Annotated in this window: 20 protein-coding genes; 8 read left to right on the top strand and 12 right to left on the bottom strand. The window is 51.9% G+C overall.

Features of this window, described 5'->3' with window-relative positions; all coding sequences use genetic code 11:
• Positions 1-119 precede the first annotated feature (119 nt).
• Positions 120-2,633, bottom strand: a complete 2,514-nt coding sequence (locus HHO50_RS00535; protein WP_181304055.1) for a TonB-dependent receptor domain-containing protein — start codon at positions 2,631-2,633, stop codon at positions 120-122.
• A 948-nt stretch (positions 2,634-3,581) separates the two neighbouring features.
• A complete protein-coding gene (locus tag HHO50_RS00530; RefSeq protein WP_181304054.1) occupies positions 3,582-5,420 on the bottom strand; it encodes a PQQ-binding-like beta-propeller repeat protein in 1,839 nt (612 codons plus the stop codon).
• A 243-nt stretch (positions 5,421-5,663) separates the two neighbouring features.
• Here HHO50_RS00530 and HHO50_RS00525 point away from each other — a divergent pair, with 243 nt between their 5' ends.
• Positions 5,664-5,954 (top strand): YciI family protein, encoded by a 291-nt coding sequence (locus HHO50_RS00525; RefSeq protein WP_181304053.1) that lies wholly within the window; start codon positions 5,664-5,666, stop codon positions 5,952-5,954.
• A 457-nt stretch (positions 5,955-6,411) separates the two neighbouring features.
• Here the strand turns inward: HHO50_RS00525 and HHO50_RS00520 are convergent, their stop codons facing one another.
• The 9 genes from HHO50_RS00520 to HHO50_RS21155 all read right to left on the bottom strand — a co-directional run bounded on the left by HHO50_RS00520 (position 6,412) and on the right by HHO50_RS21155 (position 17,825).
• Positions 6,412-7,395, bottom strand: a complete 984-nt coding sequence (locus HHO50_RS00520; protein ID WP_181304052.1) for an ABC transporter ATP-binding protein — start codon at positions 7,393-7,395, stop codon at positions 6,412-6,414.
• A gap of 439 nt (positions 7,396-7,834) precedes the next feature.
• Positions 7,835-8,137: a hypothetical protein gene (locus tag HHO50_RS00515; protein ID WP_181304051.1), complete on the bottom strand. Its 303-nt coding sequence runs from the start codon at positions 8,135-8,137 to the stop codon at positions 7,835-7,837.
• 236 nt (positions 8,138-8,373) lie between these two features.
• The gene (locus HHO50_RS00510) at positions 8,374-8,745 is read right to left on the bottom strand and encodes a PD-(D/E)XK nuclease family protein (protein ID WP_181304050.1); all 372 of its coding nucleotides are present in this window, start codon (positions 8,743-8,745) and stop codon (positions 8,374-8,376) included.
• 47 nt (positions 8,746-8,792) lie between these two features.
• Positions 8,793-9,356, bottom strand: a complete 564-nt coding sequence (locus HHO50_RS00505; RefSeq protein ID WP_181304049.1) for an HD domain-containing protein — start codon at positions 9,354-9,356, stop codon at positions 8,793-8,795.
• 238 nt (positions 9,357-9,594) lie between these two features.
• On the bottom strand, positions 9,595-9,822 hold the full coding sequence (locus tag HHO50_RS00500; protein WP_181304048.1) for a hypothetical protein: 228 nt from the start codon (positions 9,820-9,822) through the stop codon (positions 9,595-9,597).
• 687 nt (positions 9,823-10,509) lie between these two features.
• Positions 10,510-10,908, bottom strand: a complete 399-nt coding sequence (locus tag HHO50_RS00495; protein WP_181304047.1) for a hypothetical protein — start codon at positions 10,906-10,908, stop codon at positions 10,510-10,512.
• Between the two features lie 484 nt (positions 10,909-11,392).
• Positions 11,393-12,412 carry a type IX secretion system membrane protein PorP/SprF gene (locus HHO50_RS00490; protein ID WP_181304046.1) on the bottom strand — a complete coding sequence of 340 codons (1,020 nt, stop codon included), beginning with the start codon at positions 12,410-12,412 and terminating at the stop codon, positions 11,393-11,395.
• A gap of 6 nt (positions 12,413-12,418) precedes the next feature.
• Positions 12,419-17,596, bottom strand: a complete 5,178-nt coding sequence (locus tag HHO50_RS00485) for a gliding motility-associated C-terminal domain-containing protein (protein ID WP_181304045.1) — start codon at positions 17,594-17,596, stop codon at positions 12,419-12,421.
• 94 nt (positions 17,597-17,690) lie between these two features.
• Positions 17,691-17,825 (bottom strand): hypothetical protein, encoded by a 135-nt coding sequence (locus HHO50_RS21155; protein ID WP_255478532.1) that lies wholly within the window; start codon positions 17,823-17,825, stop codon positions 17,691-17,693.
• Between the two features lie 739 nt (positions 17,826-18,564).
• Between HHO50_RS21155 and HHO50_RS00480 the strand changes: the two genes are divergently transcribed.
• From HHO50_RS00480 to HHO50_RS00455, 6 genes are all read left to right on the top strand, one after another.
• Positions 18,565-19,197 (top strand): hypothetical protein, encoded by a 633-nt coding sequence (locus tag HHO50_RS00480; RefSeq protein WP_181304044.1) that lies wholly within the window; start codon positions 18,565-18,567, stop codon positions 19,195-19,197.
• Positions 19,198-19,353: 156 nt separating this feature from the next.
• Positions 19,354-19,620, top strand: a complete 267-nt coding sequence (locus HHO50_RS00475; RefSeq protein WP_181304043.1) for a hypothetical protein — start codon at positions 19,354-19,356, stop codon at positions 19,618-19,620.
• 114 nt (positions 19,621-19,734) lie between these two features.
• Positions 19,735-20,724 (top strand): hypothetical protein, encoded by a 990-nt coding sequence (locus tag HHO50_RS00470; RefSeq protein WP_181304042.1) that lies wholly within the window; start codon positions 19,735-19,737, stop codon positions 20,722-20,724.
• Positions 20,725-21,152: 428 nt separating this feature from the next.
• Complete coding sequence (locus tag HHO50_RS00465; protein WP_181304041.1) at positions 21,153-21,578, top strand: hypothetical protein; 426 nt, start codon at positions 21,153-21,155, stop codon at positions 21,576-21,578.
• Positions 21,575-22,222, top strand: coding sequence for an SCO family protein (locus tag HHO50_RS00460; protein ID WP_181304040.1), 648 nt, complete (start codon positions 21,575-21,577; stop codon positions 22,220-22,222). The genes HHO50_RS00465 and HHO50_RS00460 overlap by 4 nt, the downstream gene beginning before the upstream one ends.
• Before the next feature lie 4 nt (positions 22,223-22,226).
• Positions 22,227-22,628 carry a cytochrome c gene (locus HHO50_RS00455; protein ID WP_181304039.1) on the top strand — a complete coding sequence of 134 codons (402 nt, stop codon included), beginning with the start codon at positions 22,227-22,229 and terminating at the stop codon, positions 22,626-22,628.
• Between the two features lie 261 nt (positions 22,629-22,889).
• Here the strand turns inward: HHO50_RS00455 and HHO50_RS00450 are convergent, their stop codons facing one another.
• On the bottom strand, positions 22,890-23,324 hold the full coding sequence (locus HHO50_RS00450; RefSeq protein WP_181304038.1) for a hypothetical protein: 435 nt from the start codon (positions 23,322-23,324) through the stop codon (positions 22,890-22,892).
• 296 nt (positions 23,325-23,620) lie between these two features.
• On the opposite strand from HHO50_RS00450, the gene HHO50_RS00445 reads away from it, so the two are divergent.
• Complete coding sequence (locus tag HHO50_RS00445) at positions 23,621-24,724, top strand: PA0069 family radical SAM protein (RefSeq protein ID WP_181304037.1); 1,104 nt, start codon at positions 23,621-23,623, stop codon at positions 24,722-24,724.
• Positions 24,725-24,973: the final 249 nt, after the last annotated feature.

Here is a 24,973-nt window from a genome sequence, read left to right as displayed (position 1 = left end):
ACGGTAGTTTCCTCTCGCTCGCCTAATGACACAAGGAAGGAGCTTTGTCGCAGCAATCGCAGCAGCGTCAACTTAGAAGACACGCGCAGCGTCTTTCAGACCTGCGCGTGTCTGTGCCCTTAGCCTTTCCTTTTCCCGCCTTCGCCCGTCAACTTCTCCAGGGCTTTGTTGCGTTTAAACTCCATTTTCCCGAAGCGGAAGTTAAAGCTCACGCGCACGATGCGGTTGTAGTTGTTATTCTGGTTATAGTTGTTGGAGTTGGTGTTGGTGACCGTGGTTCTAATGGAATTGTTGCTGAACAGGAAGTTCTCTACGTTCAGGCTCACGCCGCCTTTGCGTTTCCAGAACTCTTTGCGCAGGCCCAGGCTGTAGGAATAGTTGTAGGTGCTTCGGCTCTGCAAGGAAAGCCGGGGCGAGTTAAAGGAACCGGCCGTCTGCACGCTTACGTCATTCACGAACCGGTAAGAGGCGTTCCCGCTCAGGTTGTACATGAACCCCGCCCGGCTAAGCATAGTACGACCTATGAAACTGGTGAGATCGTTGTAAAACACGTTCAGGTTTACCCCCACCTGGCCTTTCTGATGAAAACGGGTGGTAGCCGAAAGGCTGGTGCCGTACGTGGCGTTTTTGCCCAGGTTGGCAAACGTGGTGTTGAGGGTATCATTGTTGGCCCTGATGGGGAACTGGTACTGGTTAATGTCATTGTTGGTTTGCCGCCAGTACAGGGAGGCGTTGAAGCTGGTGGTTTTCAGGAAAAAGCTATAATTGAGTTCAGAGTTGTGCGTGATTTCGGCGTCTAGGTTGGGGTTTCCGTAGCGGATGTTGAGTTGGTTGCTCTCGTTGCGGTAGGGGTTCAGTTGGTTGATGCCGGGCCGTTGAATACGCGTGGAGTAGCTTAACCGTAGCCGCTGGTCGTTCTTGAACCGCTTCATGAGCATGACGTTGGGCATGAAGTTATGGAACGGTTTCTCCAGGCTGGTTTCCACGTTATTGGTTTCAAAGTCGCCGGTCACGGCCGTGTATTCATAGCGCCCACCCACGCGAAGGGTGTAGGTTTTTTTCCAGCGGTAGGTGTAAGACAGGTAAGACGAATATACATCCTGGTGATAGGTGAACAGGTTGGAACGGGCCGGGTCTACTACCAATGGGGCCGCGGCCGACCGGGAGTACCGGAAATCATAGTCGCTGCCCGAGTTCCGCAACACCGCCCGCACCCCGGCCTCCAGGTTGCCCAGTTTCTCAAACGGGTGCGAATAATCTGTTTGGAACGTGAATTCCCGGTTGGTGCTGTGGTTGTTGCTCTGCTCCAGCCGGGTAATCACGTCGGTTTTGTTTTCTTCGGTGAGCGCATAATCGCTTTCGCTCCCGTTGGTGTTGAAGATAGCCATGATGTCCAGCTCCTGGCCTTTCTTTTGGAAGCGTCTTTTATAATGGAGGTTGGTTTCAAACCCGTTGTTGCGGTTGAGGTTGTCAATGTCCCGGAATCGGTAATTCTGCACCTGCTCTTCGCCCGAGGGCGTGAACTGGGACGTGGAAAGGCTACGGTCACTAAGGTTGCGGGAACGGTTAAAGCGCACGCTGGCACTCAGGTTGTTCTTCTCGTTGAAGTCATAGTCGCCGCCCACCTGCGTGAACAGCGACCGCCCGTTGTTCTCAAAGGTGCTGCTCTGCTGAATGAGTTTGGTGGGCGTCTGGATGAAGTTCTCTTCCCTGAAGTATACCTGGTCAGATTCAGAATCGCCCACGCGGTCATTGAAGTTGCCGCCTACGCTGGCCCGCAGCCCGAACTTCTTTTTGCGCAGGTTCAGGTTGGTGTTCAGGTTGTTAGAGCGGTTTCCGGCCGTGGCCGTGACCTGGCCCGTCATGCCTTCAATGGAGCTTTGCTTGGTGATAATGTTAATCACGCCCGCCGTCCCTTCCGCGTCATATTTGGCCGAGGGGCTCGTGACCACCTCCACCGATTTAATCATGTCCGCCGGGATCTGTTGCAGCGCCTCGGCCAGGTTGTCGGCGAGCATGGTAGAGGGTTTGCCGTTGATCAGGAGCTTGATTTTGGTGCTGCCGCGCATCTCCACGTTTCCGTCAATGTCTACGGCCAAAGAAGGTACTTTCTTGAGCACATCGGCCGCAGTACCGCCAATGTTGGTGATGTCGTTTTCGGCATTGTAGACCATGCCGTCATCGGTTTGTTGAATCAGGTCTTTCTCGCCGGTTACCACTACCTCTTCCAAGGCCTTGCTGTCAGACTCCAGCAGAATTTGGCCCAATTGCAGCGGGGCCGTTCCTGCCAGAACAGTGATGGAATGCAGCTTGGTTTTGTACCCAATAAAGCTGATAGCCAAGTCATACGCCCCCGGCGCGACATTGGGGAACGTGAATTTTCCGTTGGCATCACAGGGCACCCCCGTGATTAGTTTTCCGTTTTTGTCTTGCAGGGCCACAGTGGCGAAATCTACGGGAGCTTTGGAGACTGCGTCTATCACCGTCCCGGAGACAGAAATGCCGTTGGTTTGCGAAAGGAGGGCAGAAACGGTGGGGGCCGCCACCGCCTGAACTTTTGTAAAGACAGAAGCTGTGGAGAGAAGGAAAACTCCTACTAGACGGAAGAGGGAAAACTGTTTTATTCTAGCCATACAGACAAGACCGGCAATGAGATACGTAAAGCGAAACGGGAAGTCCTTCGCCAGAGATTTCTCATCTTCCTTCTCTCTCTTTCTATCCTCTGGTCGGCGGAATTCCTTGGACAAGTATCTGAGCCAATGGTTTAATGGCTGGAATGATAAAGTTTAATTAAACAGAAAGTATTTTTATCTTTTAACAAAAATGAGGTGAATACAATTCGATTTTCCTAAAAACGAAATACCGCCTCTTATGCAAATACTCCCCCTTTGAAGCTCCTCCTACCCCACCGGATTTTGTACGCATTTCGTCCCCCTTTGAAGGGGGATGAGAAAGGCGGAAGAAGAGGCAAGCAGCTTTCGTTCAATGCTAAACAGCCGGTGTAAAGAACAGGGAACGCCATTACCAGCAGGAGTAATCATCCCCCTACCCCCTTCAAAGGGGGACAATCAGATATCGTGCTTCTTTGTTTTAGACACCGCTCTTTCGGAGTTCCACTCCGGAAGCTTACTGCTGGGGAGTTCCACTCCCCTTCTTTTGCCCGTGGCTCCCGGCGGAGTGGAACTCCGCAGCAGGCAGGTTCGGGAGTGGAACTCCCGAACAGCAAGAAAAGAAATTTTCCCTGCAAGATTAGCCTTCAAAGGGGGACGATTAGATATCGTGCTCCTTTGTTTTAGCCTTATGGGGTAGGATGAGCCTCGGAGGCGAAGGGTGATTACTCCTGTAGATGCACGCTTTACTGAGGCTGCTGGCACAGACGCTACGAGGTCTTAGGAACGGGCGATATTGCAGGGGCACCCGGTTATTCCTCTGCTGGTTTTGAGCCTCTTTTTCAGAAAACGGGCTCAAAACCAGCAATAAGCCCAAGAAAAAGCCCCTCCTGCAATGGGAGGGGCGGGGAACTGCCGGTTTCCGTTTACCGGCCGCTTTTCAAAAAACAGCCGGTAAACGGAAACCGGTTCCTAATACGTCAGCATTTCCACTTTGCCATCCATGGTAGCGGCCACCACTCTGCGTTTGGGGAGCACGTTGACGGTGTTCACCATGGAGTTGTCAATCTTGTGGGCCCAGTTTACTTTTTGCGTTTTGGGGTTGATGCTGTAGACCACGCCACTCTTTGTTCCGAAGAAAACCGCGCCGTCTTTTTCGATGAGCATGGACGGTACGTGTTCGTAGCCGAAGCCGGCGTTCAGGCGCCAGGCAAGTTTGGGTTCTGTTTTGGTTGCTTCAAAGGCCACCACTTCGTCTTGCATGGTTTTGCCGTACACCAGTTTCTTGTCCGCAGACATGCCAATGGATTCCCGCACGGTGGCTTCTTTGCTGCGCCACAGGGGCTGGCCGGTATTACTGTCAAGGGCGGTGATGAAACGGTCTGGGGCCACAATGTAGACCACGCCGTCGTGCGCCACCGGAATAACCATGGCGGGGGAGAACATGCGGTTGGCCGAGCCATTGTTCCATTTCCAGGCCAGGGAGCCGTCTTTCTGGTTCAACGCGTACAGGTGCCTATCCCAGGCCCCGAAGATGATTTTGCCTTCATACGCCAGCGGCGTGCTGACCATAGGGCCTTCCAGCCCAGCGAATTCCCAGACTTGTTTTCCGGTGGCCGCTTCCAGGGCCCTGAACTTGCCGTCGCTGCCGCCAATGTACACCATGCCTTTCTCTACCAGCGGCGAGCCCAGCACCGAGGCCCCGGTTTTGGTTTTCCAGGCTAGTTTTCCAGTTTTGGCTTTTAATGCGTAAATGTGCCCGTCGCCGGAACCGAAAATGACGTTGTCATTGAAGACGGCAGGAGAGGAGAAAACGCCGCCGCCCGTCTGGAATGACCACACTTTTTTGCCGTCTTTCTCTTTCAATGCCTCTACTTTGCCCACGCTGTTCCCGAAAATCACCAGCCCATGACTGCTCACCGGGGTAGAGATTACGTTGGCGTCTGAGTGGTAGCTCCAGGCTTTCTTGGTAGTGGCGTATTGGTCATTGACCGCAAAGGAAGGCCGGGGATAGGTTTTGCCGTCATTGTAGGAACGGGTGCCCAGCGCGATTCTGCGCCACACCGGTTTGGTGCCCACCCCCGGCGTCCGCTCCGCGAACAACGCGGAATCTTGCCGCATCTCTACCAGGTTATAGCCCCCAATGGCATCCTTCGCCCTGAGGTTAGAGCGGCCCATGGTGCCTGGCAGCCCTTCAGAGTCGGCCACGCGGTTTTGGTGGCCGTGCCCGCAGATAGAGAATTGGGTGTTGTACTGTTTCAGGCGGTCAATGGCATCATACCAATTGTCCAGGGCGTTGTCCAGCGGGTAATGGTTGACGAAAACGATAGGCTGATTCTTGGGTGTTTTGGCCAAAACGCTGTCTAACCAAACCGTGGCATCGCGCGGAATATGGCCGTCTGACATGCGCACGTACGGGCCCGAGGCGCAGCCAATAAACTTCAGCCCTTTGTGCTCAAACACAAATTTGTCTGACCCAAATTCCCGGATGAAACTCACCCCGCCCGACTCTGACCAGCCTGTGTCATGGTTGCCCGGCACAATGTAGTAAGGCACTTTCAGCTTGCTGATGATCTGTTTGGCCGTTTTCAGTTCGGCATCGGTGCCCATCTCGGTGATGTCTCCGGTGAGCAGCACGAAATCAATGCCTTCCTGGCTGTTGATATCGGCAATGGTGCGCTCCAAGTCTTCTTCGGCCCCGCCGTTGGTAGACCCAATGTGGATGTCGGTGACGAAAGCGAACTTAAACGACTGGGCCACCGAAGCGTGCCACAGGCAAAGCAGGAGGAGGAGGAGGGAGGTTCTTTTCATTGTTGGAAGGAGAAAGTAGCGGCGGCTAATATCTGCAAATGCCAATAGATAAACGAAACTTCTGGGTTGTATTTTAAAAAATTTTAAGAAGTAGTATGGGAAGTCTTGTTTTTGACCTGTTTTATGAAAGTAAGGCCAAAAACGGGCCAGAAAGAAACAAGCTCTTAGCAGGACTTTTCGCCCCGATGAAACAGGAGTAAGGTATTTTCTGTACCTTCCAATCAGAACCAACCTCTACAGATTGTGCCACAGTTTCTGATCACTGCCCTGGATTACACCGATGCCCAAGCCCTGGAGCGCCGCATGGCCGCCCGCCCGAACCACTTGGAAATGGTGAAAAAGTTGAAAGCCTCCGGAAATTTTATTCTAGGCGGCGCTATGCTCAACCCTAGCGGGGAAATGATGGGCTCCACCATGGTGGTGGAATTTGACAATGAAGACGGGGTACAGCAGTGGCTGACCCAGGAGCCTTACCTGCTCCAGAAAGTGTGGGAGAAAGTAGACATCACTCCCTTCAAAGTCGCTGTTGTGTAGGGCCTTTACTTGAAACCACAGAGGCGTTTTGGGCCTGTTTTCCGGAAAACAGGCCCAAAACGCCCCTGTGGTTAATTCTTTTCAGGGTGATGGTATTCCTGAAGAGAAAGGACTAACGCCAACTAGGAAATTGAGCGGTTTACTCAGACTAAGAAGTACCGGTTCATCGCCTTCATGCACAGATTCTTGTACGCATTTCGTCCCCCTTTGAAGGGGGTAGGAGGATGATTACTCCTGCTGGTAATGGCGTTCCCTGTGCTTTACACCGGCTGTTTAGCATTGAACGAAAGCTGCTTGCCTCTTCTTCCGCCTTTCTCATCCCCCTTCAAAGGGCGACGGAATGCGTACCCTTACTGCTGGCAGCTATTGCTAAGTAGGCACAGTAAGATTTTAAGGCTGTTTCTGTATTTTCGGTGTAGCTTTTGCATTTCCACAGTTCAAAAGAGAAAGGTCTTACCTATAGAAACCACACCTTTTCAGGGGCGAGGGAAACAAAGACCGCATCATCTTTCTTGAGTTGCCCCGTCCCCGTTCTTACCGTAACAGTTACCTCGGGCAAAATCACTTCCATTTCATAATGGCTCCCATAGTACGTGACCCGCTTTACTTTTCCTGCCACGGCATTCCCTCCTTCGGTTCCTAAATGGAAACTCTCTGGGCGGACAAGCCCCCTTTTCTGGGTTTGGTTCGCTTCTGAAACTCCGGGGAAGACCTTGGCTTGGGCCGGGGAAAGCAAGTTGTATTTCCCGAACAGACCGGCCACGTATTCATGGACTGGTCTTTGGTAGATCTCCTCGGGCGTTCCTGTCTGCAGGATTTCTCCGGCTTGCATCACCAGAATTTCATCTGCCCAGGAAAGGCTGTCCAGCGGGTCATGTGAAATGAGTATGCACGTAATGTCCAGGTTTTCACTGATGTCCTGGATGATGGTTTTCAGGAGGCTTTTATGGCCGGTGTCCAGGTTGGAGAAGGGCTCGTCCAGCAAGAGCAGTTTGGGGGACGTGAGGAGTAGGCGGGCCAGGGCAATCCGCTGGCGTTCGCCGCCCGAAAGTTGGTCGGTTCTGCGGGGCAGCAGGTGGCTGATTTTGCAAACGTCATACAAGGCATCGGCTTCTGCCTGGGAGAGGGAGTTGGCGTACCGCAAAACCTGCTCTACCCGCAGAAACTCCGGTAATTCATACTGCTGCGAGAGATACGCGATGCCGGGATGGCCTGCCACCAACTTCTCGGCGGGGCCTTTCACGCGTTCGTTCTCAAAGGTGATGGTGCCCGCCTCTGGCTGTATTAAACCGGCAATAATCTTCAGCAACGTACTCTTCCCCGAACCCGTTTCTCCGGCAATGGCCACCTTTTGGAATTCTTGTTGGCAAAAGCTGATGTCTTGGAGAACGGGCTCTTCTTCGCCCTGCTTGTAAATGCCAGATACTTGTAAAAACGTCATAAATGCGGATGGGGAGAACTGCCTTCGGTGTGTTTTGGCGGGAGAATGGTTCTATTTTCTCCTTTCAACAAAATTCGCTACGAAAGTAGGGAATTATTCAGGTTCGGCTGGTACGGCCAGGCTAGTAGAAGCTTTTGTTCTTTCGTTCTGCCCTAGATGGGGTTATTCTTCCAGAACAGTCCACTTGCCGCCGCGTTGCTGTTCAATTAGACTTATGGTAGAGAAGGTGATATTACTTATTTTATGCTGATTTGTCAATCTCGGTTTTGTATTCCTCAATTCTCTTAAGTATTTCGGCTAATGATTGTGTAACAAAAGATATTTCGATATCTGTGTCAAACCTTTGGAGTACCAATCTGTTATTTCTTTCGTAAGTGTTTAAATTATTGGGTAAAAAGTTATTATCTGAGCACATTGTATTAAATAAAAAGCTAGTCGGTTATTTGTTACGGCCAAATACTTTTATTTCCCAACATTTCAACCCAATATAGGTGTCAACGGAGATCCTTTTTCCGGATATTGAATAGTCGTGAACTAATGCCATTACACCTTTCCTTTCCTTAACACCATTCCAAATCCATTGGCTTTCTGCTTTCGGTGCGTATTCTTCTTTGGGGAAAACTTCTTTCAATTGATAAACCTTCTGGTAAAGCGAATTGCGATATTGTGTAAAATTTTCAGTTAATTCATTTATTGCATCATGATTGTTTTTAAAGAATGTCCAAAGACTTTTGTTTTCCATAGTTCTGGGAGTTAAATTCTCAATAGACCTAATAAAGTCCATTAAATGGTTTGCATAGACTGAATTGATGTTGTTTAGGTATTGACCAATGTCATTCTTTATGTTTTTAAAAACCTGCTCGTAAGTAATGTTGATAAAATTATTGCTTCTGATTTTATCTAAATCGGAAGAGCTTGTGAGATGGTTTAATGATAAAATTATACAAATAAGAATCTTTGTTTCATGACAATAATATTTTATTGTTTTATAATAATCTTCAAGGTCGTTGTGTAAGTGATGAAAAATTTATTTTCTATCCCGATTATATAATTATTTGTTTTTATTAAAATATCTAATCTATTGCCGTTGTTAGTTTCTACCTCTCTTAATACTTCGATATTTTCAAACTCATACTCAAGATGGAAGTCTTTGTCAGCACAATGAACAACTGAATTAATAATTAGGTCTTTAAGTTCATGTTCATTGTTAATATCAAGATAGAATTTTAGAATATTGCTACATACATTTTCATAATGGGGATAGCCAGAAATTTCCATAAAAGTCCTAGCACGTTTGTGTTTAGGTAGGGACTTGAAATCAATTAACAATCTTGTGTATTCTTCTAGCACATCTAGTTTTTTAATGATTATAAATGTTTGATGTACATTTTGCCTTCTCAAGAAGCCTCTGAAGAAACAGGAGTCAGTTGCAGTTCTTCGGCGTGGGGTTGCAGGGATTGGATGATGAAGTCAATGTGGGCAGCTAAGTCTACTTCCAGTAATTCGGCTCCTAAACGGACTTCGTTGCGGTCTACCGAGGCGGCGAAGCTGGCTTGTTTCAGTTTCTTTAGGACAGATTTAGCTTCCAGTCCAGATAAACGCTGTGGCCGTACCTGGGCGCAGGCTACCACAAAACCGGTAATCTCGTCACAGCCTAAAAGGGCTTTGTCCAAGAGGCTTTCATGGGGTACGCCCCAGTGGCTGTAGTGTCCCGAGATGGCGTGGGCCATTTCCTCTTCGCCACGTTCGCGCAGCAGTTCCACCACCACGTGGGGGTGACGGTCTGGATAGGCTTCGTAATCGGCATCATGGAGGAGGCCGGTGTTGCCCCAGCGTTCCGGGTCTTGGCTCAGTTTGTGGGCGTAGGCGCGCATGACCAGCTCAACGGTGCGGGCGTGGCGTAAAAGACTTTCGCTTTTGGTGTATTGGTGTAAAATCTGGGAGGCTTCTTCTCTGGTCATGGGAGTGGGGTTTGAAACCATAAGATAGCCGAGGCACCGCAGACGCACAAAAAAGAGTTGCGCTTCGGCTGCTGTTTTGATCCCCTTTTCCAGAAAACAGCCCTAAAACAAGAAGCCGGATTAAGTGAATTGCGCAGCTTGTCTGGGGAAATAACCAATCCTACACAATGCATGAGGTAGAAGCCCTGCTGAAAGAATTTACTCAATTCTCTCCCTCATGCAATCGCTCCATCGCCCATTAATGATGGTGGTGGTGATCGTCGTCTTCGGGATTGTGCCGCAGGTTCTGGATAGAGCCGAAGACAAAAAGCACTCCCCAGCAGAGGTATAGATAATTGAACGAATCTACCTGCTTGCCCCACAGGTGTAACAGTAGGTGTGCCAGCGCAGACATGATAATTCCGGTGAGCGCAACGAACTGGAAGGAGTTCATTGCTTTGGGGTTATATATTTTAAACCATTCCATAAGCTACTTTTTAGTGCGTTTCCCCTGTGGTAAGTAATAGGGCAGAAATAACTATCTCTTCTCCTTGTCCTCCTGAAAGGATCTGGGTGGCGAACGGCAATGGCGTTTATTCACCGCTTTGCCAGTTCGCCCACAAGATGCTTTCAGGAAAACAAAAGAAATAGCTTAATTTGTCCTGCTACTTAAGAAGGAAACCGGGGTTAAAGATATGGTTTATATACGAGAGAAAGTTCTTTCGGCGGCAACCTATGGCACTTCGCGTAAAGGGCAAGCGGAGAAAAACCGTTTCTAAGGTAGTTTTTCAATAATCCCTCAAAAGTAATGATTTCTCTCGCTCGCCTCTGGCGAGGGTGAGCTACCCCGGCGTCCCGCCGCTTGGTATGGACAAAGAGACATCAGAGATACACCATCAAGCGGCCAGAGGCCGCAGGTAACCCACACCCGCGGGACGCGAGCGAGTGCTCTGGGTTTATTAAAAGCTTAGGATAGCTATTGAGCCAGTTGGCAGCTCACTCCTCCCCGGCGCAAACGTCTGCCAGAAGAACTTTCCTGTTTTATACGTGTTTTCGCCAAACTAGCTCCAAAATGTGTTTCAGGGAAGAGCATGATTTGATTAGAAACCGCCTGTACACGAGAAGAGGGGCCATGCAATATGGCCCCTCTTCTCGTGTACAGGCGGGTAAAAGGTTAGTCTTTTTTCTTAGTGCCCGGTGAAACCTGCTGTACCAAAGACATGAAGTTCGCCTCTGGTTTGGTCTTGAATTCGGCGTACGCCTCTACCTGACGGTTGTTCAAGATCCTGAAAAGTTTATTCTCAAAGTCTTCTTCAATGTCACGTAAAGAAGCTTCACGGGCAGCAGCGTCATCGGCGAATTTTCTGGTGACTTCGGCGGCTTTTTGCAGGCGCTCCTGGTTCAGGTTCCGGATCTGGATATACTCCACCTCATTTAATTTCATGGCATCCACCATCATGCGGCTGACGGAAACAGTGGTTTTTTCAACCGCGTCCTTATTGGAAGGAGCCTGTGCCGAGGCGGTGAAAACCAGGGCGAGAAACAAGCAGATAGAAAGAGTAAACGTTTTCATGGAATTCAGGATTAAAATGTAAGACAGGTGTGGGCTTGAAACAGGTTTCTTCTTGAAATTATCTTAAAGGCTTTATGTGGTATTTACGGTAAAACACCTGTGAGGTTTTGTGTCTAAATCCTGGTGCGTGGGTTTTTGGGAAATATTTTTGCTTGCGCGCGAAAAGAGAGGATAGGCGTAATAACCAATAACTTGCGGGTAGAGGTGTGCAGACGTGATGGAGGTGGATAGGTGCTCCCAGGAGCAGTCAACGAGACTAAGAAGGCTGGAAGGAAAGAGGCGGGAAGAAGAGGGAGTTTGCGAAAAGTACAGAAGTTGTGCAGCAGGTAAACGCCTTCTTCCGGCGTGGGGGTTTTGGTACTTTATGGTGCGTTTGGCGGTGCCATTCATGCAGGCTTTTCTGTAAAAGAGAACTGCCCGTTTTTAACCTCCTTTTCTAAAAAGAAGCTAAAAACGGGCAGTTTACCAGATGAGGTCTTCCTCTTTACCAGAGCCACTCAGGGCAGAGCATCCGGGTTTTGTTGCGGAGTTTGATCCCTACAATCAATTCATGGCTGCCGGCGCTGGCGCTGTTCAGGCCAGAGGTGGTCAGGTCATAGGAGTAGCCGAAGTCCAGGACGTGGTTTACGTTCAGGCCCATAATGGCGGCCACCGCATCGCCGTGGCGGTAAGACATACCCCCCCAGATTCGGTTAGCGTACGTGGCCTTGAAGTTCAGATCCACTGACAAAGGACTGGGGTTCGCGAACTTCAGCATGATGGAAGGATCCAGGGTTAGGTCATATCTGATTCTGATGCGGTACCCGCCCGTCATGAAGAAGTGCGGCTGCAGCTTTTGCTCCGGGGTCTGGCCTCCTTCGGTCTGTGACACCACGGTGGTCAGGAGCTGGGACGCCGAGGCACCCACGTAAAACTGATCTGAGTAGATCCAGGTGCCCAGCCCCAGGTCAAAGTTGGTTCTTTTCATGGCACCCGGCCGTAGCAAAGGGTCATTGCTGTTGATTAGGTTGAGCGCGTTTCCGTCCAGGCGGGTCTGCACCATTCCCCCGGCCAAACCCACCGACATGTTAATGCGGCGCGTGATTGGGTGGTGGTAAGCGTAGGTGAGGTTCAGGTTGGTGGTGCTCAACGGGCCGGTTTCATCTACCTGGGCCACCGCCCCGAACCCGTGGTGCGGGCGGGACTTGTGGTACTTGGTAGAGCGCGGGTGCTTGGACGGCATCTTGGGGATAAACCCTTTGCCCGTGCCGGGGCCCATGGGAGAGTTCCGGTCACTCATCCCGAAGGAAGTATGCCCGCTGATGTAGTACGTGACCGGAGCCCCGTCTATGCCCACCCACTGGCGGCGGGTACCCATGCGCACATCGGTGTAGCTTTCAATCCCAGACAGGGCAGGGTTCAACAAAAAGTTATTGAACAGGTACTGGCTGTACTGCGCTTTCTGCTGCGCCATGGCAGGAGAGATCAGCACAAAGAACAAGAAGATGGTGGCAAGCTTTTTCATACAGGCTTACTTGATGATGGTAACGTTTCCGGTAAGTGGAGTCTCTTTCTCATCCAGGCGGATGATGTAGTAATAAGTAGCTGCTGGAAGCGGTTGCCCGTTCATGCGCCCTTCCCATGGGGTTTCATAGCCGGTAGATTCAAATACCTTGTTCCCCCAGCGGTTGAAGATCTGCACATTGCTGTAAGGGTATTTTTTAAGGTTAGGAAGCTCCCAGTAATCATTGATGCCGTCACCGTTAGGGGTGAAGCCGTTAGGTACCTGAATAGGGTGCAAGACCGTAATGGTCACCTGGTCTGTAGAGCTACAGCCATCCTGGGTAGTCACCGTCACCGTGTAGGTAGTGGTCACTGCTGGCTTGGCTACCGGGTTGGCAATCTGGGCGTTGCTAAGCCCTGTGCTTGGTGACCATCTGTAGGTCAAACCTCCTTTGGCCTCTAAGGCGGCATAGTTCCCCCAGACAATGTTCTGGTCTGGGCCTGCGTTGGCGGTAGATACCGGAACGTTCACGGTTACCGGTACCCGCACACTTGCGCAGTTCTGGGTAACAGACCGCACGTAAAATGTGGTGGTCTCTTTGAGGATAGGGGTGGTGAAGGATAAGCCAGAACCTACCATTCTTCCGCCCTCGGGTTGGTCAAACCATTCTACCACGGTAGCAGGTACCTGGGTAACCGCAGTTAAGGTAGCGGTGGTGCCAATACAGATAGAGGTTTCCTGCACGGTAGGGGGTTGCGGGGCCGTTACCGTAATCTGTACCACATTGCTTTCGCTTTCGGCACAGGTTCCAGAGAATGCTTTCCGGCGGAACCAGGTAGTGCGCTGCAAGGCACCCGGTGCGTAATTAGGCCCAGTGTTGGTGCCAAAGGCCGTCCCGAAGCCGGAGGTTGGGCCACTGGTGCTGCTTTCCCACACATAGGCATACGTACCGTTGCCGCCCGTAGGCGCAGCACCCACTATGGGGGCCGGGGCCGTGCCCAAGCATACCGTCTGGTCAGAGGTGATGGTGTTTCTGGTAATGGCCGAGTACACCGTAATTTTCACCACATTGGAGATGTCTGTGCTGGAGGCTGATCCTACTTTTCTGCGGAACCAGGTGGTTTCAATCAACGCCTGCGGCGAGTAGTTCTTGCCCGTGGCATTACCGCTGGCGTTCACAAACCCGGCAGTAGGGCTGGTGGTGCTCATCTCCCAAAGGAAGCTGAGGTTGCCGTCGCCCCCAATCGGGTCAGTACCCGACAAGGTCAAAGGAGTGGTGCCGGTGCAGATGCTCTGATCTTCAAAGATGGTGTTCTTCGCTATCTCGGTGTTCACCGTCACTTTCACCACGTTAGAGGTAACCTGGCAACCGCCAGACTCTACCACCCGCTGGAACCAGGTAGTTTGGGTTAACGCACCAGAAGCGTACGTTTGCTTCGTAGCCCCCGGGATTTCCTTAAACGTCACGCCATCCTGGCTGCTCTTCCATTGGAATTGGTATTCTTTATTCCCGCCCGAAGGGGTAGTGCCCGTGAAGGCGGCTGGTTTGGTGTTGATGAAGATGACCTGGTTGTCCTGAATGAAGTTGTTGATGATGGACTCACTCACAGTCACTTTGATAGGAGCGCTTTCATGTGGCACACAGGTGCCGGAGGACACAGTGCGACGGTACCAGGTAGATTGGTGCATGTTGCCCGGCGAGTAACTTTCACCCTGGCCTCCCTCCGTGATGGTGTAGAAGGAAACCCCGTCTGTGCTGCTTTTCCACTGGTAGGTATAGAGACCGTTTCCGCCGGTTGGCTGCGAGCCGGTAAGGGTGGTGGTGCCGGTGCCGGCGCAAACTTCCTGGGTGCCGCTGAGTACGTTATTGCCAATTGGATCCTGTACGGTCACTATTACCGCCGCCCTTGGCCCGGCGCAGCCAGCCACGGTGGCCTGCACGTAATAAGTCGTGCTCTGGGTAAGCGCAGCGGTGGTGTAAGAAGGACCTCTGAACAGAGCCGTTCCGCCGGTGGCTTCGCTAAACCACTCATAAGTGATGTCGGTGCCGGGGTTGTTTACCCGCACCACCGCTCTCTCTGAGTGACAAACCGTGGCGGCAATGGTGGCAGGAGCGGCAGGCAGCGGCGAAACAATCGCTCTCACCTCTACCCTGGTGGGGGCAAGACAGCCGTTTTCAGTCACCGCTTGGGCATAGTAGGAGGTATTTCTTGTTAAAACAGGCGTGGTGAAGGTATTTCCCTCGGCCAGCAGGTTTCCGCCGGTAGCGGCGTCATACCACTGGATGGTCTGTTTTGGCGAAGCGGGCGTAGCCACAAGCGTAGCGGTTGAATTCTCACAAGTGACGGCATCATTGGCAATAGGAAGCGCCGGTAAGGGCAACACCGTGATTTTGATGGCCGGGCTAATGATCTGGCACTTGCCAGATGTTGTGATTCTACGGAACCAGGTAGTGGTGTGCAAAATACCAGGCGCGAAGGGGAGGTTATCAGAAGAACTGGAAGCCGTTTCAAAACCAGCGGTAGCACTGGTAATGCTTTTCTCCCATAGATAGGTGTAGTCGCCGTTTCCGCCGGTAGAGGCGGCAAGGCGGATGATAGGGGCAGAAGAGTTATCGCAGATTTCCATGTCTGAAGGCACAGGCACCGCGACCAGGGCTGGGGTAACTTCTACCTTGATGATGTTGGAGTATTCCGCGCACGGGCCCATGGTCACCTGACGGCGGAACCAGGTAGGCCGCGTTAAGGCTGCCGGAGCGTAATTCTGCTCATTGTTGGTGCCGTTGGCTGGGTCAAAGTCGGTTCCATTTTCGCTGCTGAACCACAGGTACACCGGCACGTCGTTCCCGCCGGTAGGTCTGGAGCCTGCCAGGATGGTAGGGGCGCTGCCTTCGCAAACTTCCTCGGCCCCGGTAATGGTGTTGTTCGCGATAACCGGAAGTACCGTCACTTTTACTTCGGTGCGGGCCTCAGAACAGTTTCCTTCGGCTTTGCTCTGGACAAAGTACATAGTAGAGGCAAAAAGCGCAGGGGTCACATACTGGTCACCGGTGAAGAAAGGCGTGCCGCCGGTGGCGCTGGTGTACCATTCATAGGGCCCGCCGGGGGCAGTAGCCGTTAAGGTGGCCGAAGCGCCGCTGCAGATGGTTACGTTAGCTACGGTAGGAGGGAAGGAGAAGCTGTTGATGGTAATCAATACCGCCGGTGACGTCTGGGTACAACCGTCAATGCTTACTTTTCTCCGGAACCAGGTGTCTACGGTAAGGGCTCCTGAGGTATAGGACTGGGTTGAATTGATGCCCTCGGCGTCGGCAAAGCCTTCGGTGGCGCTGGTGGTGCTGGTTTCCCAGAGATAAACCGGTGAACCGCCGTTCCCGCCCTCGGGCAGGGAGCCTGCTACGGTAGCGGCCGTGCCGTAACAAATGATCGGCAGGGCCGGGGCAACGGTGTTATTGGTAACCACGGGCACCACCTTGATCTGTACCGGCTCAGAGACGCTGGTACAACTGCCAGAGGTAACGGTGCGCTTGAACCAGGTGGTGCGGGGAAGGATGCCCGGGCTATAGGTTTCTTCTGTGTGCGTTCCTTCTGCTTCCTGGTAGGTTCGGCCGTCAATACTGCTTTCCCAGTAGTAGGCATATGTGCCAGAGCCGCCGGTCATGGGGGCTCCCTTCAGGACAGCCGCGGTTTCTCCCACGCAAAGGGTCTGCGCGGCGCTGATGGTATTCCCGCCCAATACTGGTTGTACGGTTACCACAACGGCGCTGCGGGTAGAGGAGAAGCAGTTCTCTGGTGATAAGGTGGAGGCGAAGTAGGTAGTAGTCTCCGTTAGGGCAGGCGTGGTAAAGCTATTTCCGGTGGCAAGAACTTCAGTGCCCGCGGCAGTGGCGTACCAGTAAACGGTACCCGTGGAGGCCGCCGCCTGCAAAGTAGTGCTGCTGCCGGCGCAGATCGTCACCGGGGTGAGGGTAGGCGGGGTTGGCAAAGGCTGCACGGTAACCGTGACGGGAGTTCGGACGGGGTTGGCGCAAACATCGTTCAAAGCCGTTTCTATATAATACGTAGTAGTGGCCGTAAGAACCGGAGTGGTGAAGGTGGCACCCGTAGCTAGTGGCGTATTGGCATTGGCTGAGGCGTACCATCTAAAGATAGGCGCATCTCCTTGCGCCTTTAGGGTGGCGGTGGTGCCCGAGCAGATAGAAGCCGGTAAAGCCGAAGCCGGAGCAGGAAGATCCTGTACCACTATGTTCTTCACGATGGAGTCACCCAAACAGGTAGTGCTGGTGCCCGACGGCGTTACGGCCAGTGTGATTTTGTACGTGCCGCTCTCGTTGAATTTAATGGACGGGTTCACCGAGGCTGCGTTGGTGTTGTTGGTGAATTCCCAGCCTACGTTTGGTAAGATAGTCCACAGACGGCGGTAGCCGTTGGTATTTCCTCCCACATTGTTCCCGTTAAAGCCTCCTTTGGTCTCATCGTTCAGTTTCACCACCTGGCCCACGCAAAACGGGCTTTCCGGGGCCATGCTGAACGCTGGGACAGGTTTGGCTGAAATGATGATACCGTCTGCGTCCAGCCGTTTCTGGATACAACCATACGCCACGGCAGACATGGTGAAACCTTTGGGTTTACCTTCAGATGATTTGGTGAACGCGTGTGTAATAAACTTGGGTAGGGTGGCTTGGGTATAATACAGGGTGTCAGTGCCATCATCAAACCAAATGGCATAGGTGGTGTTGGGCGCATTATTCTCTGTATTGCTAATGCCAAAGGTAAAGGCGGCCGGGGCGCAATCTGAGGTGTTGGTAGGGCTTTGGATGCTTAAACCCGGGGTGCTGCCGTTGAACACCGAGTACACCACGCTGCTGCTACAGCCGCTTAAGCTGGTCACCGTCAGTTTCAGGTTGAAGCTGCCCTGGGTTCTGTACGTGTGCGTGGCAGAAGAAAAGCTGGCGGGATAGGTGTTGGTGCTGCCATCACCCCACTCAATGGTGTAGGTTCTGTTGGTGGCGGCGGTGGTGGAGGTGTTGGCTACAACTATGTTGTAATCTAACGACCCACCTACTGAACTGCACCTGGTGAAGTTCTCTTCGTTGGCATCTGCCAGCGAGGCGACGGGTTTGTCGGGGCAGGTCTGTGCGTAAGAGACGTAGCTCAACAGGAACAGAAAGCCCAGTGAATGGAAAAACTTTTTAATAGGCGTCATGGAGCCAGAGGGAAATAATTGGTTACACTGAATTTTTAGAGAAAGTACCCCTTGCCGGGCAGCCCTGCCCGGCAAGGGGTACTTTACTGCGTAGTTACACTTGCCAAGGTGCGGTTTGGCCAATGCCTACCGGAGATTGAAACTCAGAGAAACCAATTTCTTTTTTCTGGCCTTGCTTGCTGCTAGCAGCACAATGCCCAAAATGTACAGGAAAGTATAATTGTTTCATATGTGTTTGTGGTAAATTGTATTAACTGGCAACTAGGTTTAAGATTGTAATCTGCTTTCTTAAGGCTTTGTTCAGTAAAAGTACTGTAATATTCCGTCTTTCAAGATCAGGAACGCATTGTTTGTAACCTTTAGTTCAAAATACTCGTCAAAGGTAAGTTTTTTAATAAATATAACGAAATGTAATTAATCTAATAAGTATATAGGATAGTGTTAAGGATGAACTTTATATTTATTATATTTGAAGCGTTGAGCCCCCAAAAGGCGTTTTTTGCGCGTTGGGAAGAGAAAGCAACGGGCGTGAGGGCAGGCCTGAGAAAGACTGAGAGAGAAAGGGGGCTTAACTTTTGAAAAGACTAATTCAACCTACCAACCGGGTAGTTCAACTTGGAAAATGGAGTTCTCACCGAAAAATGCTAGAAGGAGAGAAATTACCTATTACCTTTGACACAGTTAAAGCAACAAAGACCGTTTGTTGGTGAAAAAATTGAAAATATAAAGGAGCGACAGTGCACTTCTGCTTGCAGAAGCGTCAAAAGTTCTGGTGCTTATTGGGGGATATGCTACGGATGCTAATGACATTTGTGCTGTCTGCTCCTTCTTTTTCAGCCTCTTCTTCCTTGCGGAAGGAGAGGCTTTTTCGTTTTTGGCCCGTTTTGCCGAAAGGCGGCCCAAAACGCCTTTCTCCGGTAACCGCGCTTTTTTGTATCTTTGGATAATCAAAAAGCAGCAGAGAGCACATGAAGCAGCACATCACTGAGAACGAGAAAGAAGTCATCAAGCTCATCGCCTTCTTCAAAAAGCGGGGAGAGCGGTTGGCGGCTGAAGGCACCCTTACCCAGGAGCACGAAGAGTTGAATGCCGCCTGTGAACGCCTCACCGAGAAAATATATAACCACGCCGATTTCAGGCAACGGGTGCTGGGCAAGCACGAGACCCTGAAGACCATCATTGAAGACCACGCGCAGTGCCCCACCTGCCAGAAATCTGACCACGTAAAAAAGAAAACGGTAGTCACCAATGAGCTGGGCTGGAAACTGAACCGCTACAAGTGCCGCCGCTGTAACATTGAATTCACCTGGAACCGCCCCAACAACCCCTGGGACATGATCCCGTTTCTGGAGGTGTGTTTGCAGGAACTGGACACCAACATCGCCTCGCAGGAGATGGAGGAGGAACTGCGGCACCGGGCCCGGGAAGCCCGCGACCACATGGCCGTAAGCTTAGAGCAACTCCGGTCTGCCATTCAGTTGGCCGACACAGAAAAGAAGCAGATGGAAGAACAAGACCAGGAAATGTCCCGCATGCTGCACGAATTCAAGAAATACCTCATGATTGAGAAAATCAAGATGGAACCCTTCAGCGAAAACTAAAGGAAGGCCTGTCTTTGCCGAATCCCGTTTAGGGCCTGTTTTCTGAAAAACAAGCCCTAAACGGGATTCGTCATGATTTGTTAACAAACATTTTCTTTTGGGCGCGTACAATAACCAAAGCGGCTGCAGTGGCTGCTTTATTTACTGCCCAATCCTATGCCCATTGAAAACGACAACATCACCAATGCTGACGAAAGCAAACGCTTGCCAGACGACAACCCCACTCCTGTAAAAGGCGCCCCTGCCCACCATGATGAGACCGCCAAGCCAGACCTGGGCGGCAGCCGCCTGCAAGCCATAGAGGCCGACTTCCTGGATCAGGAGCCCGAAGGCAGATTCTCAGAAGGCAACGTGGCCGCCGAAGACGAAGAAGACACCACCAACCTGGACGGCAGCAACGCCAACAACCTGCGCACAAAATAACGGATTGCCCAAGGCCTTGCGGTTTTGGGGCTGTTTTTCAAAAAACAGCCCCAAAACCGCAAGGCCTTTCTTGTCGTTAAGAGAAACTGATTGTTGCACCAAAAGTCTAACCCCATGAACAGAAACCATAGATCAGATGATCCCAATCATCGCCGTTCAGATCACCGGCGGGCCGATGAAGACCAATACCGCGGAGCCTACCGCCTGGACAATGACCGCGGCCGGGAATACGATAACCTGAACCGCCAGAACTTCAACGACCGGGACATAAGCCGTGACTACCGGAGCGGCCAGTACCAGGGCTCCAACGAAGACCGCCGCCGCGAGAGAGACCATGAACTGCCCCGTGACTACGGCCGTGACCCTAACCGCCGCGGCGAGCGCTTTGACAACCTGGGCGCCCACGAAGACAACAACGGCCTGGAGCATTCTACCCGCAACTATGGCAACATGGGCAGCTACGGCGGTGCGCAGGGCTGGGGCTTCTCTGCCAACGGTTCGCATAGACAAGATTCGGGAGACGGTTCTAAGTGGAGCAGCGGCCACGGCCGTGGGGAGGACAGGCCTGTGAACCGCCAGGTGTACGGTGCGTACCGTGACCACAACAGCTTCGCCCCCGGCGAACGCGAGCAGTATGACGGCTCCGGTCGGCCCGGAAGCCGCGGCGCAGACAACACCCGGGGCTGGGAGCCAGCAGACAGGGCCGGTTCCAGAGGCGGCGTGCGTGACATTGGCACCAATGACATCTCGCGCCGGGGCGATGACAGCCGGTATGAAATCTATGACGATGCCCAGTCGCACTACAGCCGGGGTGAATATGACCGAGGCCGCCAGTTAGGTAACTTGAGCAGCGGCTATGACCGCAGAACCCGCGCCGAGGGCGGAGCCAACTTTGACTACAACCAGGGCCGCCGGGAGCACCACCACCAGCAAGGCGAAGGAGCCAGAAGCGAGAACTACGGCAACATGGCCGGTTCCCTCAGCTGGGGCAATGACCGCGACTACCGCTCAGAAGAAGGCCAGGATCGCAGATTTGACCCCATGAGCGGCCACGTAAGAGGCCAAGGCTCACAACCACCCTCCCGCGAAGACTTCAGCTGGTAATCAGCTTGAACCAAATAGAAAACGGCTGCCTGTAAAGCAGCCGTTTTTTTATGCTGTCTGTTTTAGGGCTGTTTTTCCAAAATCAGCCCTAAAACAGAAATTCCCACCCATGTAGAGACCAGGCATTGCCTTGTCTCCGCGGTATCTGATCCCCGGTATCCTATCCACATTAAAAATGTAGGGCAATCCTTGGTGGTTGCCGTTCCCGGTCAGGCAGCCGGTGTGACGCTAACCGCTTCTCGGCATTTCCATTTCTGTGTTTGCTCACCAAAATCGCGATTGCGCTGGAAACCTGTATGGCTATCATGGAACGGCAGTGCCCCTAGATGTACAGAAATGGGGCAAAACCGAATCTGTGATAATCTAACAGAAAGCAGTGCGTTCTATGGGTGTAGCGGCTACCTTTGCACCTGAAAATGTACTCCTTTATGAAAACTTCCGTTTTTCCGCTGTTTTTACTGGCGTTGGGCTGCGGGGCCTGTGCGCCTTCGCCAGAGAAAAAGGTAGAAGCGTTGCAACAAGAGGTGCTGGCGCTCCATGACTCGGCCATGGCCCACATGGGTACGTTGTACACCCACCGGAAAGAACTCACCTACCTGAAAGATTCTGTGATGATGCAGGATACGTCTGCTCAAAGAAGTCTGGCCCATGGTGTCTCTGATTTGGTTGAGGCAGATGAGCAGATGATGCAGTGGATGCGGGCCTACCGGAATCCGGAAGGGAAATCGCCGGAGGAGGCATTAACCTACTTGCAGCAGGAAAAAGATAAAATAGAGGAAGTGCGCCGTTCCATTGCCCAAAGCCTTCGGGCCGCCGACTCCTTGAACTCCCTTTACCGAAACCCTTCTAAATGAAAAATACTTTTTTAGCCCTTTGCCTTGGCGTGGGGTTGGCCACCGCCTGCACCTCGTCTCCGGCGGAAAAACAATTGCCCATTCTTGGGCCGCGCGAGCCGCGGGTGACCATGGCCAACGGCAAGCCGACCGTAGATACACTTTATCACTCCATCCCAGATTTTGCGTTCCTGAACCAGGACAGCCAGATGGTGACCCAGCAGACCGTCGCCCACAAAATCTACGTCGCCGATTTCTTTTTCACGTCTTGCCCGTCTATCTGCCCCAAAATGAAGAGCCAAATGCTGCGGGTGTATGAGAAGTACAAAGACAACCCCCGGGTAGCCTTGCTTTCGCACTCCATTGACCCCACGCATGACACCGTAGCCGTGCTGCGTGACTACGCCGATAGGTTGGGTGTGAAGAGTAGTACCTGGCATTTCCTGACCGGCAACCGTGACACAATCCTGGACATGGCCCAGAAGCATTATTTTACCAGTGCCATGGTAGACAACGCCGTGCCGGGCGGGTTTGAGCACAGCGGTGCCTTCTTGCTGGTAGACGAGCAGCGGCGTTTGCGCGGCCACTATGACGGTACAGACGCCAAAGACATAGACAAACTCTTGCAGGACATGGACGTGTTACTGGCCGAGGAGAAAAACTAGTTGTATGGGACTCCCTAAAAAGAAGCTCCTGTTTTTTCTCTGGGTGAGTATTGCCCTTGCGGGCTGTTTCACCCAACGGGGCGATGAGGGCGAGCTGCTCTACGGGCGGCACTGCGCCAGTTGCCACCTGGAAAACGGAGAGGGGTTGCGAGGGATTATCCCCCCCTTGGTGAATTCTGATTATACAGAGAAAAACCGGGATATTCTGGCCTGTCTTATTCGGCAGGGAATCAAAGGCCCCATTATGGTGAATGGCCGGCAGTACAACCAGGACATGCCCGGCAACCCGCGGTTAACGGAAGCAGATCTCACCAATATCATCAACTACATGCAAAAGGAGTTCAAGTCCCCGGCGGAGCGGGTGTCGCTGGGGGAGATAAGGGAACAGATAAAGAATTGCCCTTAAGGGAAAGGAGGATTTTCCTTAGAGCTTGTTTAAATTTGAGGTTTGCTGGCGAAAACGGCCAGAGAAAGGTTCTGCGGAAGCGTTTTTGGAGCAGCGTAGCAGCGCTACGGTGCGAGAAAAAGGTGAACGCAGGTTCTTTTTATGGTCGTTTGTAGCGCAAAGATGAAATTTAAACATGCTCTTAAAATAAAAGAGCAGCTGGTTGCAAAACCAGCTGCTCTTTTATTTTAAGAGCATGTGAGACAGAAACTGTCTGTGGAATTAACGGCCAGTAGTAGTACCGCCGCCAGTGGTGGTGCCAGTTGTGCCTGTGGTTCCACCGCCAGTCATGCCACCACCGGTTGTACCAGTAGTACCACCACCGGTTGTTCCAGTTGTGCCGCCACCGGTGGTACCCGTAGTTCCGGTTCCGCCGCCGGTCATGCCACCGGTTGTGCCAGTACCACCGCCAGTTGTGCCACCACCGGTAGTACCTCCACCAGTAGTTCCGGTTCCACCGCCAGTGCCCATGGTGTCAGAGCCCATGTCGGTGGTGGTGCTAGTGCCATCATCCATGCCGCCACTTTCTACGGTAGTGTTGTCAGTGGTAGTGCCGTTTGCCTGGTCTTCCTGGTTGCCACCGCCGCCACAAGAAGAGAAGGCCATCATGCCTGCAAGAGCGCAAGCAGCACCCCAATTTAATCCGTTAATTTTCATAGCTAAGTGAAAGGTTAAGTTTGAATATGGTTGATATGACTCTTCCTACGTGATTGCAATTTATTTAGTCTGATTCTTATGGAAATAATCTTATAAAGTAAAGAAAAATACGTATTTACCGTATACGGCCATCCGTGAAAAACCAGAAAAAATTATCATTTTAAACAGTTTAGGCTTCTCCTTTGCCAAGGTCTCAAAGGTGTTCCTCAAAAGCAAGCAAGCTTGTGTCTAGGATCTCTGTTGCTAAAAATAATGGCATAACTTGTTTATGGTGTAAAAAGCTAATATTTTTAGTTATGGAAAACGACCCGTCTACAAACAAGAAAGCAAGCAGGCCCTTCCAGGAGAAGGATCTCACCAAAGGCAGGGGTGCCCAGTACAACCCAACCAATCCTTTCCTGAAGAACGAATATGTGGTGGAGCACCTAGAGGGATTGGATGAGCCCTGGGAGCAGAAATCAACCACCCAGTTTTTCAAGGAATTCCCTAAAACCATTGTGAACGCCATTGACTCGCCAGATCTGGGGCAAGGTTATTCCATGAATCCGTACCAGGGGTGTGAACACGGGTGTGTCTACTGCTACGCCCGCAACACCCATGCATATTGGGGCCTGGGGGCGGGAGTAGATTTTGAGCAGAAGATTATTGTAAAGGAGAATGCCCCTCAGGTGCTGCGCGCGCAGTTGGAGCATCCTAAATGGGTAGTGAAGCCCATCATGCTGGCGGGTAACACAGACTGCTACCAACCCATTGAAGCCAAAAAGAAAATTACCCGGCGCTTGCTGGAAGTGCTTTTGGAGTACCGGCACCCGGTGAGTATTATCACCAAAAACGCCCTTGTCTTACGAGATCTCGATGTGCTTTCTGAACTGCACAGGCACCAGTTGGTACACGTCAATATCTCCGTCACCACACTGGAAGAATCACTGCGGCAAAAGCTGGAACCCCGTACCTCCACCGGTGCCAAACGCCTACAGGTAGTGAAGGCTTTGTCTGAGGCCGGAATCCCGGTGAATGTGATGGTGGCACCCATCATCCCCGGTCTGAACGACCATGAAGTGCCCGCTATCCTGGAAGCCGCCGCCGCCGCCGGTGCCTTGTCGGCGGCCTACACCATTGTACGGTTGAACGGTGCCGTGGGCGAGACGTTTGAAGACTGGATCCACAAAGCCTACCCAGACCGCGCCACCAAAGTGCTGAACCAAATCAAAGCCTGCCACGGCGGAACCCTCAATGACAGCCAGTTCGGGAGACGGATGGCAGGGGAGGGGAGATGGGCCGAGATCATCAAGTCGCTTTTCAAGGTTTCGCTGCACAAACACTTCAAGGGCCGAAGCATGCCCCCTTATGACCTGACCGCCTTCACACCCAGATCAGGAAAACAACTTTTCATGTTCTAAAAGGCACCGACAGAGAGTTTCGCAGTACTTTTCTTAAAACATGCTCCAGGCAAGATTTACGGTTTAAAGTTCTTGTTCAATCAAGAAGTGGCAAATGCCTGGGTTAAAAAGTGGTGGTATGTCAACGATGACAGCATGTCAGGATCTGTTTTGATGCTACCATTGCATGATTGGCGCGCCTTTGAAGGAGCTGGTAGAGTGCCAAAACCCACCCCTCCTAGGAGGGGAATACGCCTTTGCAGGAGATGG

It is taken from the genome of Rufibacter sp. XAAS-G3-1, assembly GCF_013623775.1.
Taxonomy (GTDB): Bacteria; Bacteroidota; Bacteroidia; order Cytophagales; family Hymenobacteraceae; genus Nibribacter.
The sequence above is the reverse complement of the archived record's forward strand: the minus strand, read 5'-3'. Positions and strand labels throughout refer to the sequence as shown.